The 13284-nt window shown below is 58.2% G+C and carries 11 protein-coding genes; 4 read left to right on the plus strand and 7 right to left on the minus strand.

Features of this window, described 5'->3' with window-relative positions; translation table 11 throughout:
• Nucleotides 1-12: 12 nt before the first annotated feature.
• The 6 genes from KBW81_RS14910 to KBW81_RS14935 all read right to left on the minus strand — a co-directional run bounded on the left by KBW81_RS14910 (nt 13) and on the right by KBW81_RS14935 (nt 7436).
• A complete protein-coding gene (locus KBW81_RS14910) occupies nt 13-756 on the minus strand; it encodes a sugar phosphate isomerase/epimerase family protein (protein ID WP_254247708.1) in 744 nt (247 codons plus the stop codon).
• Between the two features lie 9 nt (nt 757-765).
• Nucleotides 766-3084: a beta-mannosidase gene (locus KBW81_RS14915; RefSeq protein WP_254247709.1), complete on the minus strand. Its 2319-nt coding sequence runs from the start codon at nt 3082-3084 to the stop codon at nt 766-768.
• A 62-nt stretch (nt 3085-3146) separates the two neighbouring features.
• Nucleotides 3147-4235: an ABC transporter ATP-binding protein gene (locus KBW81_RS14920; protein ID WP_254247710.1), complete on the minus strand. Its 1089-nt coding sequence runs from the start codon at nt 4233-4235 to the stop codon at nt 3147-3149.
• A 4-nt stretch (nt 4236-4239) separates the two neighbouring features.
• Nucleotides 4240-5172, minus strand: a complete 933-nt coding sequence (locus tag KBW81_RS14925) for a carbohydrate ABC transporter permease (protein WP_254249077.1) — start codon at nt 5170-5172, stop codon at nt 4240-4242.
• A 7-nt stretch (nt 5173-5179) separates the two neighbouring features.
• Nucleotides 5180-6109, minus strand: a complete 930-nt coding sequence (locus KBW81_RS14930; protein ID WP_254247711.1) for a carbohydrate ABC transporter permease — start codon at nt 6107-6109, stop codon at nt 5180-5182.
• A 97-nt stretch (nt 6110-6206) separates the two neighbouring features.
• A complete protein-coding gene (locus KBW81_RS14935; RefSeq protein WP_254247712.1) occupies nt 6207-7436 on the minus strand; it encodes an ABC transporter substrate-binding protein in 1230 nt (409 codons plus the stop codon).
• Between the two features lie 168 nt (nt 7437-7604).
• Between KBW81_RS14935 and KBW81_RS14940 the strand changes: the two genes are divergently transcribed.
• From KBW81_RS14940 to KBW81_RS14955, 4 genes are all read left to right on the plus strand, one after another.
• On the plus strand, nt 7605-8621 hold the full coding sequence (locus tag KBW81_RS14940; RefSeq protein WP_254247713.1) for a LacI family transcriptional regulator: 1017 nt from the start codon (nt 7605-7607) through the stop codon (nt 8619-8621).
• A gap of 66 nt (nt 8622-8687) precedes the next feature.
• Nucleotides 8688-9140: a MaoC family dehydratase gene (locus KBW81_RS14945; RefSeq protein ID WP_254247714.1), complete on the plus strand. Its 453-nt coding sequence runs from the start codon at nt 8688-8690 to the stop codon at nt 9138-9140.
• Nucleotides 9137-9979 (plus strand): HpcH/HpaI aldolase/citrate lyase family protein, encoded by an 843-nt coding sequence (locus tag KBW81_RS14950; RefSeq protein ID WP_254247715.1) that lies wholly within the window; start codon nt 9137-9139, stop codon nt 9977-9979. Before KBW81_RS14945 ends, KBW81_RS14950 begins: the two co-directional genes overlap by 4 nt.
• A 121-nt stretch (nt 9980-10100) precedes the next feature.
• A complete protein-coding gene (locus KBW81_RS14955; RefSeq protein ID WP_254247716.1) occupies nt 10101-12251 on the plus strand; it encodes a putative bifunctional diguanylate cyclase/phosphodiesterase in 2151 nt (716 codons plus the stop codon).
• Here KBW81_RS14955 and KBW81_RS14960 read toward each other — a convergent pair.
• Entirely contained in the window at nt 12203-13201 is a 999-nt protein-coding gene (locus tag KBW81_RS14960) for a LacI family DNA-binding transcriptional regulator (RefSeq protein WP_090186166.1), read from the minus strand. The two genes, KBW81_RS14955 and KBW81_RS14960, sit on opposite strands and share 49 nt — an antisense overlap.
• Nucleotides 13202-13284 lie beyond the last annotated feature (83 nt).

Raw genomic sequence — 13284 nt, forward strand, 5'->3', positions numbered from 1 at the left:
GGATCGCAGTCCTTAAAGAGAGGTCATGTAGGCCAGCGCGCGGCTGGCAAAACGGTTGTCGTCTGCGGGCTTGTCATGTTCCATGATGAACAGATCGCAGCCAGCCGCCTTCAATGCGCTGAAATGGCCCGGCCAGTCCAGTGTGCCGTGACCTGCATCGGCCCAGCCGTCCTCATTCGCGTTCTGACCCGCTGGCGCGCGGTCCTTGACGTGGGCGGCGATAATGCGGTCCCCGTATTGGGCGATCACATCCGCAGGGTCTTTGCCTGCAACGGCGGCCCATGCGACGTCGAACTCGAAACCGACGCTTTCGTTCGCAAGGATCAGGTCGATCGGCAACTCTCCGGTTGGTAGGGCGATGAATTCAAAGTCATGGTTGTGCCAGCCAAACTGAAAACCTGCATCTTGCAGCGGCTTGCCTGCTGCGGCCAGACGCTTGCCAAAAGCGGTCCAGCCTGCGGCATCCTTGGGACGGTCCGCGGGCATCAGGTAGGGCACAATGATTTTCCGAATACCTAGCGCCTTGGCAATTTCAATGACGCGGTCCGGGTTGTTTTCCACCATATCCATTGCAAAATGGCCGGACGGCATGGTCAGGCCCGTTTCGTCCAGCGCCTTTTTGGTGGCGTCCAGATCTTCGTAAACGGGACCGTAGCCTTCGACATGCGCATAGCCCAGCGCGGCCAGCATTCCGAAGGTTTCCGGCGTCGGTCCAAAGTCACGAGAGCTGTAAAGCTGATAGGAGAAATCGGTCATCGGGTGTCCTTAATCGTTATAAGTCGCGCTATGCAGATCGCGCAGCGTAAAGGTCGGGGTGGCGCCGGGATCGGCGGGTGTGAAGGTCAGCGTCGCCGTATGCCCCGGCCCAAGGTGGACCGCGTTGCGGTTAAACCGGCCCGGCACAGATGCTTCGGCAGTGACATAGAATGCCATGGCTTGCGCGGTGATCTGCAACAAGTGCGTGCCTGCTTTTGCCTCGGTATGGCAGGTCAGCTGCGGCGGCAACAGATCGTAGGTCTTATAGGATCGCGGCGCGAAAACATCCCCGCCTTTGCTGCCATCGCTCGCCGTCCAGCCAAAACTCAGCATCTCTTGCGCGCCCAAATCGGCCAGCTTGATGCGCAGCAGTTCAACCGCACTGTCACCGATGGTGCCTTCGCCCTGCCCTAACACGCGGGCAATGCCGTCCATCGCGCAGGCATAGGCGGTGACATCGATGCGGGCAGCCTCGCGCAGGTCATTGACGCCGCGCAGCACCAGATCGTCGCCATCAGGCATCACGACCACCGTCACAGGCGCATAAAAATCCTGCGCCAGATGATGCAGCACCTTCCAGCCCCCACCATAGTCAAGCGAAGCCCAAGAACACACAGGCCAAGTGTCATTCAACTGCCAGACAAGCGTACCCATGCAGTGGGGCTTTAGCCCGCGCCATTGAGTCACGGCCGTCTTGATCGCCAGCGCTTGCTGGACTTGGGTGACATACACGAAGTTTTCGAAATCCACGGGAAAGCGGAAGTAGCGGAACATGGTTTCGGCAATACGCGCGTTGCCGCCCTCGTTCTTTTGATGGCTCTCCATTACCGGGGCGGCGATGTTGAAATCCTTGGGGTCCGCGAACTGGCGGATGATGTCCATCGACGGATAGCTTTGAAAGCCGAACTCTGAACAAAAGCGGGGTGCGACATCGCGGTAGTGGTCGAAGTCGCGCCCTTCGTGCCAGACGGACCAAAAGTGCATGTCGCCGCTGCTATCATCATGCCATGCATCGCCAAACGATAGCGGCCCGGTCGAGGGGCTAGAGGGCCACCAATTTGCGGCTGGGTCGGTCTCGCGCAGGGCATCTTCGATACAGCGGTTCAGGCGGTCGTAGTTGACCAAGTAGCGGTCGCGGTCGTTGATGCTGACGTCATACCACGTCAACGCGCCGACCAGTTCATTGTCGCCGCACCACAGGGCAAGGCAGGCGTGATGATGCATGCGGGCGACGTTATCGCGCACCTCTGCCTTTACCTCGGCCAAATAGGCGGGGTCTGATGGGTAAAGGTTGCAGGCGAACATGAAGTCCTGCCAGACCAGTAGGCCAAGTTCGTCGCAGGCGTCGTAAAAGCTGTCCGGCTCGTAGCGCCCGCCGCCCCAGACGCGCACCATGTTCATGTTGGCGTCGACTGCCGATTGCAGCAGGGCACGCGTCTTTTCGTCCGTGATCCGCCCCGGCAATGCGTCAGCAGGAATCCAGTTGGCCCCTTTGCAGAACACATCGTGCCCGTTGACTCTGATCTTAAAGCCAAGGCCAGCGGCGTCGGGCTCTGCCACCAGTTCCATCTGCCGCAGACCGACGCTGCGGGTAGTGGTTGCGGTGCCAGCGGTCACCTTCAGATCGTATAGGTGCTGATGACCCAATCCAGCGGGCCACCAAAGCTGGGGGTCCGGAACAGGGATTGTCACCTGACACATGCCGCCGGCGCTGTTGGCCGTGACCACTTGGTTACCCAGTGTCACAGTCACGGGACCATCGTGGTGGCTGGTGTGGACTGCTACCGTGACGCTGACGCCATCGCTGTGATCTTGGCTGATTGCCAGCCGGTCAATCCGCGCGGCCTTTGACGGCTCCAGATGCAGGGCACCATAGATGCCAGACGTGGCAAGCGCGATATTCCAGTCCCAGCCGAAGTCGCAGGCCGGTTTGCGCAGGAAATTTCCATAGGGGATCGGGCAGTTCTTGGACCACGGCACGTCGAAGGGGTGGGCGTCTGCCAGCGCCTTGCCAGCCACCACCGGCGAATGAAATGTGATCGCAATATCATTTGCCCCCACCTTCGCCGCAGCATTTAAAGGCACGCGGTAGCTGCGGAACGCGTTCGCCGCATGCAGGACGGCCGTGCCATTCACCCGCACCGTAGCCACGGTGTCGAGTTCCGAGATCACCAGATCAACGTTCGGATCAGCCAGATCAAAGGTCCGCGACACGGTCCAGTCTTCCTCGCAGATCCAGCGTAGATCGTATTCGTTCTGCCCCGCATAAGGGTCGGGGATCAGCGCGGCGTCATGCAGCGTGGATACGACGTCGCCTGGAAACGTCATTGCCGCACGCATCGCGCCAGAGGCTGATTGAAGCGTCCAGCCGCCCCTAAGGTCGCAAGGTGTCACAAACGCACCTCTGTCGTTTTGTCAAACAAGGATGCGGCGGCGGGATCAATACCTATGGTCAGGCGGTCACCAACAGCGACCTGCGCTTGTCCGTCCATCCGGACCCGCATCGTCTGGCCGCCGAACTTGCAATAGACCAGCGTGTCCGAGCCCATAGGTTCGACCAGATCAATTTCGACCACCGTCGTGTAGGGCGCAGAACGTAGGTTATCGCCGGTCATCACATGCTCTGGCCGGATACCGATGATCGCCGGGGTGCCGGGGGCGGGTTGGGACGTGAATTCATAGCGGCCCAGCGGCAGATCGTGACCGGGGATGCGCATGATATCGCCGTCCACCGTGCCATCAAAAAACGTCATCGAGGGCGAACCGATGAAGTCGGCGACATACAAGTTCTGCGGCTTGCCATAAATCTCGGCTGGGGTGCCAAGTTGCATGATCTTGCCGCCCTTCATGATCGCGATCCGGTCGGCAAGGGTCATCGCCTCGACCTGATCGTGGGTCACATAAATCATTGTGTTTTTCAGGTTGTTGTGCAGGCGCTTCAGCTCGACCCGCAGATCGGCGCGCAGCTTGGCGTCTAGGTTCGACAAAGGTTCGTCGAACAAGAACACCTCTACGTCGCGCACAAGAGCGCGGCCGATGGCAACGCGCTGGCGCTGGCCGCCGGACAAGGCACCGGGTTTGCGTTTCAGCAGCGGCTCAATCTGCAAGATTTCCGCAGCGCGGGCGACCCGTTTGGCGATTTCAGCCTTAGGCACCTTCGCGTTTTTCAGGCCAAAGGTCAGGTTCCCCTCGACCGTCATCTGGGGGTAAAGCGCGTAGCTTTGGAACACCATACCGATGCCCCGCTCTGACGGCTCTGCCCATGTGACGTTCTTGTCCTTGATCCAGATTTGCCCGTCCGTGGGTTCAAGCAGTCCCGCAATCACGTTGAGTAGGGTCGATTTACCGCAACCGGATGACCCCAGCAGCACAAGGAATTCACCGTCCCCAATATCAAGGTTCAGGTTTTGCAGCACCTTCACGGCACCAAACGACAGATCGAGGTTCTTGATCGAAACGGAAGCGTTTTGAATGGTCACTATCTTATCCTTTTACCGCACCAGCGGCGATCCCGCGGACGAAGAGCTTGCCCGAGGCAAAGTAAATGACGAGGGGCACGAGGCCGGTCAGAAGCGTCGCCGCCATGTTGACGTTGTATTCCTTTACCCCCTGCACAGAGTTGACAATGTTGTTCAGCTGCACCGTCATCGGGTAGCGATCAGGGGACGAAATATAGGTCACGCCGAATAGGAAGTCGTTCCAGATGCCCGTGACTTGAATGATCAGCGCCACCACGCAGATCGGCAGGGACATCGGCAAGATGATCTTGAAAAAGATCGCCCAAAAGCCTGCCCCATCGACGCGGGCGGCCTTGAACAGCTCCTCTGGAATGGACGCGAAATAGTTGCGGAACAGCAGGGTGTTGATCGGCATGCCGAAGGCGACGTGCACCAGCACCAGCCCCGTCAGCGAGCCATAAAGCCCAGCCTCGCGCAGCAGGATCACAATGGGATACAGCATCACCTGATAGGGGATGAAGGCACCGATCATCAGGATGGTAAAGAACACCTCTGACCCTTTGAACTTCCACATCGACAGGGCGTAACCGTTCACTGACGCAATCGCGACGGACAGGATCACCGACGGGATCAGGATACGGACGGAATTCCAGAACCCGCGCGACAGGCCATCGCAGTTGATGCCAGTGCAGGCCTCTTGCCATGCCTTGACCCAAGGCTCGAACGTGACCTCTAGCGGGGGGGCAAAGATGTTGCCCATGCGGATTTCGGGCAAGCCTTTCAGCGAGGTGACGATCATCACATAAAGCGGCAGCGCGTAATACAGCGCGACAACGAACAGCGTGCCGTAGATGATGATGTTGCTACGGCTGAACTTGTTCTTTGGTTTCGGACCACGCGGTCCGGCAGCAAGCGTGCCGCGCAAGGGCTGCGTGACGGCGGCAGCCGCGTTTAACATGCCGGTATCAGCCATGCTTCTTGCCTCCGAATTCTAGGTAAGCCCAAGGGATCAGGATAATGACGACCATCAGCAGCATCATCGACGAGGCCGCAAAACCTTGGCCAAGGTTCTGACCGCCAAACATCGCGGTCATGACGTATTTCGCTGGCACTTCAGAACTGATGCCCGGCCCGCCCGATGTCTGCGCGACCACAAGGTCATACAGCTTCACAATGCCCGCTGCGATCAACACCAGCGACGTCACAAAGACCGGGCGCATCATGGGAATAATCACGCGGATATAGGTTTTCACCGTGCCGATGCCGTCCACGCGGGCGGCTTTCCAGATATCTTCGTCAATGCCGCGCAGACCAGCCAGCATGATGCACATGATCAGCCCGGTGCCCTGCCACAGCCCTGCGATCAGCAGGCCGAACATCACGATTTCCGGGTTGTTGAGCGGGTCAAAGGTAAACGACGTCCAGCCCCATTCGCGCACAACGTTTTGCAAGCCCAGCTCTGGGTTCAGAATCCACTGCCAGACAAGGCCAGTGACAATAAAGGACAGCGCAAAGGGATAAAGGAAGATGGAGCGGAACACAGCCTCGCCCCGGATTTTGCGGTCCAGCAAGGCGGCCAGCGTAAAGCCGATCACAAGCGTGCCGATCAGGCTGCAGATACCGTAAAGCGCCAGATTTTCGATCGAGACGATCCACTTTCGTGACGACCAGAGGCGTTCGTATTGATCAAGGCCCACCCACGACAATCGCGGCAAAAGGCCCGATTTCGTAAAGGAATACAGCACGGTCCATAGCGTGCCGCCAAGGAAGACCACGCAGGCCGTAAAAATGAGCGGCAACATCGCAATCTTGGGCGACAGGTTGCGCAAGAACCGCGAAGGGCGGCGCACAGTTTCGCGCGACCCGGTGTTCGGGCCGATATCAGTGGTCGTCATGGGCTCCCCCCCGCAAAAAATGCCAGCCGCGCGGGCGTTGCGCGCAGCGGACAGAACGGGCCCCCGCGGGGGCCCATTCGTTGCCATACCGGATCGCTTAGTCAGCAGATGCGATGATATCGGCGTACTGCTGCTGCACCTCGGCGGGTGTCATTGCTGGGGTGTTCCAGAATTCCGTCAGCAGATCGTTCAACTGCGTCGTGGTATCTGGTGACAGCAAGGATGCAGCGTCTGGGATGGTCTTGCCGTCTTTCAGCAGATCCAGCCCCTTTTGCGTGCATTCGTTCACCGTGGTCAGGTCAACGTCGCCCCGGATCGGCAACGATCCCTTGGCAGAGTTAAAGGACACCTGAACCTCTGGCGAAACCAGAAGTGCGGCCAGTTCTTTTTGACCGGCAGTGATGTCAACATCGCTGTTCACCGGGAAATAGAAGGCATCGCCCCCCGTGGACAGAACGCCCGTTTCGCCCAGACCCGGCAGACATTCGTAGTCTGTGCCAGCAACTTTGCCAGCCAGCGCAAATTCGCCCTGCGCCCAGTCGCCCATGATCTGCGCACCGGCGGTACCCTCGATCACGGCAGAGGTCGCTTGGTTCCAGTCTTGCACGTTCAGACCTTTGGCCATCTCGCGCGCCGCGCCGTAAGCCTCAAAGACTTTGGTGTACTCTGGGCCCATTACGGCCTCGGCATCCTTGCCTTCGTTGACTTTGGTCCACGCGTCGACGCCGCCAAGGGCGACAGCCATCACGCCGAAAGCGCCGTTCTGTTGCCACGACTGACCACCCATCGCCAGCGGCGTGATTCCCGCCTCTTGCAGCTTGGGTGCGGTCTCCATGAACTCTGACCAGTTTGTCGGAACAGGAACGCCAGCCTTTTCATAGGCAGCGCTCGATAACCACATCCACTGCCAAGAGTGGATGTTCACTGGCGCGCAGTAAATCTTGCCGTCGATGGTGCAAGCATCCAGCAGGCTGGGTGGATTGATGATCTCTTTCCAGTTGTTCGCCTCGGCCACTTCGGTCAGGTCAAGCAGCAGACCAGCGTCGATTAATTCTTCGGCCTGACGGCCATGGTTGAACTGGAACGCGGCGGGTGGATCACCACCAATGATACGCGACACCATGATCGGGCGCGCGGTATCACCGCCGCCTGCGATGGCCCCGTCGACCCATGTATTTCCGGTCGCATCCCAAGCCTCTGCAAGCTTTGAAACGGCGTTGGCCTCCCCCCCAGAAGTCCACCAGTGCATCACCTCTAGGTCGACAGCCCCTACGCTTGTTGCCGCGCAGATTGCCGCCCCCGAAAGTAGTATTTTGCTTAACTTCACGATTCTAACCTCCCTGATCTAAATCGTTATAGGAAGGCTACTCTGAAGTTGTTTGCGCAAACAAGACTGTTTTTTACGCCATTTAAAAATTACAGTTTGCAGTTAGAGCCGCTGGAAAATAAGGCAGCGGAAAGTATCAATTGATACAGGATATAAAGGACGTTTCGGTTGGATAATGCAGCACGCGGCAACACACCTAAACCGACGCTGAAAACGATTGCCAAGCTGACGGGTCTGGCCGTGCCAACCGTTTCGCGCGCGCTGTCAGGCGCAGAGGATATCAATATCGACACCCGCGCCCGCGTGCGCGCCGTTGCCGACGAAATTGGCTATGTCCCCAACCGCGCCGGGGTCCGTTTGCGCACAGGGCGCACAAACGTCATTTCGCTGGTCATGTCGACGGAACATGACGTGATGAACCACACGGCAAAGTTGATTTCCTCTGTTGCCGGCGGGCTGCGTAACACTCCGTTTCACTTGAACATTACGCCCTATTTCGCGGACGAAGATCCGATGAAGCCGATCCGCTACATCGTTGAATCCGGATCTGCCGACGCGGTCATTTTCAACCAGATTAAAGGGCAAGATCCGCGCGTAAGATACCTGCTTGATCGCAAGTTTCCCTTTGCGACTCATGGGCGCAGCGACTGGTCGGATCAGCACGCTTGGTTCGACTTTGATAATGGATCATATGGCGCGCTCGGCGTGCGATCGCTTGCTGCACGCGGGCGCAAACACATCCTGATGATCGCGCCGCCAATCGACCAATCCTATGGTGCGGCCATGATCGCAGGAGCGACTGCCGCGGCCCAACACGCTGGAGTGTCATTGGCCGTCATGCCCGGTCTAAGCAGCGATTCGCCCGTCGATGCGATCGAAGCCCAACTGGCCGCAATGCTGCGCGACGGCGATAAAACTGATGGCATCATTGGCGGCTCGACCAACTCGGCATTGGCGGCGGTCGCTGCGGTCGAATCTTGTGGCCGTGTGCTCGGGGACGATGCGGACGTCTTTACAAAAGAGGCGATTACATTCCTGCGCCGGGTGCGTCCGCGCATTCTAGCTATCCACGAAGACGTCGCTGCCGCTGGCGATTTCCTCGCACGCGCCGCCATGTCGCTGGTCCGCACCCCCGAAGCGCCGCCGCAACAGCATCTGGACGTCCCCCCCGATACTCCGTTGTAATCACAGCGCTGGCACATCGCGCAGGTTGCGGGCAATATCTGCGCATATCTTGGGGAGGATGCGAAAATGGCAGGCTTATGGTTTGACGAATTCACGGTGGGCATGACCTTTAACCACCCGTGGACCCGCACAATTACAGAGACGGATAACCGCTGGTTTTCGCTCTTAACGATGAACCCGCAGCCGCTGCATATTGATGCGCATGCCGCCGCGCAGACGGAATTCGGGCGGCCCATCGTGAATTCGCTGTTCACGCTTGGATGCCTTGTTGGCATGACCGTGAACGACACAACGCTGGGCACGACGGTAGCCAATCTTGGCATGACTGACGTCAACTTTCCTGCCCCCCTTTTCGAAGGTGACACGATCCATGTCACGACAGAGGTGGTTGCCCTGCGGCCCAGCGCGTCCCGGCCCGGTCAAGGCATCGTCACATTCCGCCATCGGTGTTTCAATCAGGACAATACGCTTTGCGCTATTTGTGATCGCGCCGCCCTGATGAAGGGTCGGCCCGCATGATGTTCCCCCACCGATCTTATCTGTTTGTGCCCGGCGACAGTGCGCGCAAGCAGGAAAAATCCCACGGCACTGGGGCTGATGCGATCATTCTCGACCTTGAAGATTCGGTCGCTGCTGAATCAAAAGATGCAGCCCGGCAGCTTACGGCGGAGTGGCTTAAGGCCCCCGCCAAAATGGCCCGCTTCGTACGGATCAATGCACTGTCCACCGGCCGCGCGGCCGATGATATTGCCGCCACGGCCCCCGGACAGCCTGACGGATATGTGCTGCCAAAGTGTGAAAGCCTAGCGGACATCGCCGAAACCGCAGCGTTGATCGCGCAGGCTGGATCGCAGGCGCCGATCCTGATTATCGCCACGGAAACCGTACGCGCCGTGCGTCAACTGATGCGCAGCGACTGGGCTCACCCGGCCCTTGGCGGCATGGCCTGGGGGGCCGAGGATCTGGCCGCCGATCTTGGCGCGATGTCCAACCGCTGCGATGACGGCACGTGGCGCGCGCCCTTTGCGATGGCGCGGACTTGCGCGTTTTTGGCTGCAAAGGATGCCGGAGTCGCAGCCATCGATGGCCCCTATACGGCCCTCAGCGATGCGAGCGGGCTAGAGCGCGAATCGCGTGCCGCCTTTGCCGAAGGATTCGACGGAAAGCTGGCCATCCACCCCGCGCAGGTCCCAATTATTAACGCAGCCTTTACGCCAAGCGCCGACCAGATGGATTATGCGCAGCGGGTCATCGATGCCATGGCGCAAAGCGGCGTCGCGAGCTTGGATGGCCAGATGTTGGACCAGCCGCATTTGGTGCAGGCGCATAAGATCTTGAACCTCGGCACGCGGCGGTAGCGCTGGCTAATCCCAAGAAACGGGTCTGATCCGCTGCAGAAAAGTCGCTTCATTGCTTGATCTTTAAAACTTGCTTCATGCCTTTCCCCTAAGCCTAGAGGGGATGTTCAGTGAGAGTGTGATGCAAGTAGATCCCGATCAGAACGCGGAAATATCGGCAATGCAGCAGGTTATCGGCAGAAATATTCTGTTGCCGCTGTTCGAAAATTCCGGCCAAGCGATCATGGTATTGAACAGCGACGATTTGCATATCGTCGCAGCAAATAGACTTGCCAGAACGATTTTGAAAAACGGTATGCGTGCGTTGCAGCGTCTGACGTTGATGGATGCCGTTCCCAGCCTTCCAGCCGACGACGTTGCGCGTTTTTTGCGACAGTTCATCAGGGTCAGGCGGCGCAGTGTGCGGGCACGGGTTGGTCTGAACACAGACAAAGCGACGATCTACGACGTAAACATCATCCGGATGCCCGATCAGGAAAAGTCGATTGTTATCATTGCGCAGGATGTCTCGGCGACCGTACTCGCGCTGAAAATGGCGGACGAAGCGGAAAGCAAAATGGCGACGGCCATCAACGCCTTATCCGATGGCTTTGTTCTGTATGACGCAGACGACCGCTTGGTCATCTGCAACCAGACCTACCGCACATTCTATCCCGAAAGCGCGGCTGCAATGGAACCTGGCAATACGTTTGAAAACATCCTGCGGCTTGGGTTGCAAAACGGTCAATATGCCGATGGCATTGGGCGAGAGGAAGAATGGCTCGCCACGCGGTTAAAGCAACATCGCAGCTCTCAAGGCGTTATCGAACAAAAACTGTCCAATGGTCGCTGGTTGCGAATCGTGGAACGCGCGACCGCTGATGGCGGGCGCGTTGGCCTGCGCGTCGATGTCACCCAGCTAAAGGAACAACAGCACGCGCTGCGCCGGCTTGCGATTACGGATGAACTTACCGGATTGCGAAACAGACGGAACCTGCTGGAAGATATCGCACTGATGGCGGATGGGCTTGGCCCACACGAAACGGTCGTCGTCTATCACCTTGATCTGGATCGTTTCAAAGCGATCAATGACGTCTATGGCCACGAAGCAGGTGATCATGTCCTCAAGCATTGCGCTGCGATTTTGGAAAGCGCGGTCGCGCCTGGCGAATTTGCGGCCCGTGTTGGCGGTGATGAATTCATCATCGTACGTCGTATGCCAAATGACAGGGGCGCGATCACAGCCTTTGCAGATCAGATCATTGACCGCCTGCTGAAACCCTTGGGCTATGCGGGCCAGTTCATGCACATCGGCGTTTCGATCGGCATCGCCCTGCTAGAACTGAAATCGGGCATGGCGGCGCGCGGCACCGTCCTGACGGCCGCGGATCTTGCCTTATACGAAGCAAAGAAAATTGGCGGCGTCGCGTTATTTTTTGAAAATACGATGCGGGATCAGGTGCTATCGGCAAACGCCTTGGCGCGCGAATTGCAGATCGGTTTGGAACGCAACGAGTTCGAGGCATACTTTCAACCACAGGTCGACGCAGTCGCCGGCGAATGCGTCGGGTTCGAGACGCTGTTGCGCTGGAACCATCCGCGACGCGGTGTGATGAACGCAGGTCAGTTTCTTGACGTTGCGCAGCGGGCTGGACTTACCGACGCGCTAGATACGTTGATGACGGATGCGGCGTGTCACGCCCTGCGCTGGCTGTCCGACCAGGGGATGCCGCACACAAGCATCAGCATAAATATGTCGACCGCTCAACTATCTGACCCTCGCCTACTGTCCCGACTGGAAACCGCACTGGTAAAATTCGACGTGGCCCGGCACCTGCTTCGAATCGAACTATTGGAATCAACGCTGTTGGACGAACGAACAACCCATTTCCTCGCGAACGTTAATGCCATGGTCAGCGCGGGATTTGTGGTAGAACTTGATGATTTCGGCACAGGTCACGCTGCCATCGCCGCACTGCGAAAGTTTCACGTATCGCAGATCAAGATCGACCGCAGTTTTGTCCGTCACGTCGACACCGACGAAGATCTGCAAAAGCTGACCGCCGCGATCATCGGCTTAGCAAACAGCCTAGATATTAGTGTGCTGGCAGATGGCGTGGAAACACACGAAGAACAGGCAAGGTTGATCGACATGGGGTGCCGATTGGCGCAGGGCTGGTTTTATAGCAAGGCCATGCCGCTGTCACACATCAAGGATTTTCTGACCCGCTACCCGGTGCCCACTCATTTTCGCACCAATGTGTCCCCAAAATCGATCCGCGGCGTCAGTTGAACAAGGCTCGGCCCCGGGTCTTCTCCGGCGACGCGTTTGGCGATGATATTTGCAGCGCATGCTCCGATTTCAAACCGGCAGGCATCCATCGTCGCCAATCGCCGCGGCAATCCGGCAAGCAGCTCTACACCGTTAAATCCGGCTAGGCCGATCTGCCCCGGCACATCAATCTTCTGGTCCAAAAGGTACATAAGCCCGCCGGCGCCAATCATGTCATTGGAATAATACAGAAAATCAAGATCTGGATGACGCGCCAGCATAGCTTGCGTCATTTCCCGGCCCTTCGTCAAAGCAGATCCGCCAGCGTAGAATTCGTGGTCTGTAATCTCGACCCCTGACTTTGCCAAAGTCCGGGTGAACCCTTCGAAACGTTTGCGCGCGCGGTGGTCCAGCGGCATTTGCGTCCCCATAAAGCCGATCTTGCGATAACCGGCCGCAAGAATCGCTTCTGCCATTTCCCGCCCCGCCCGGCGGTGCGAAATGCCGACGCATGCGTCGATGGCCTCTCCGTCTGTATCCATTATCTCGACCACGGGAATGCCAGCCTGCGCCAACATGGCGCGCGATGGGTCAGAGTGTTCCAAACCGGCGATGATGACCCCGGCTGGACGCCAAGACAGCATTTCGAACAAGACCTTCTCTTCTTTTTCGGGACGGTATTCCGTCACACCAAAGACCGGCTGCAGCGCTGTGCCATCGAGCGATTCGGAAATACCGGACAACACCTCTGGAAACACCATGTTTTTCAGCGACGGGATAATAACCGCAACCAAATTGACGTGGCTCGATGCGAGCGATCCCGCGATACGGTTCGGTACATAGCCCAAACGTTTCGCCGCCTCTTGTACTTTGACGCGGGTCGCGGCACTGACGTCACCCTTGTTGCGCAGCACCCGGCTGACTGTCATCTCGCTGACGCCGGATGCTTCTGAAACGTCGCGGAGTGTCATAGGTCTGCGAGGAGGCTTGTTCACGGGATCATCCTGTCACTGCGTTCAAATAAGTATTATCCCGCAGTCAACGGCTTGTCCAA

This window comes from Loktanella salsilacus (genome assembly GCF_024206795.1).
GTDB lineage: Bacteria > Pseudomonadota > Alphaproteobacteria > Rhodobacterales > Rhodobacteraceae > Loktanella > Loktanella salsilacus.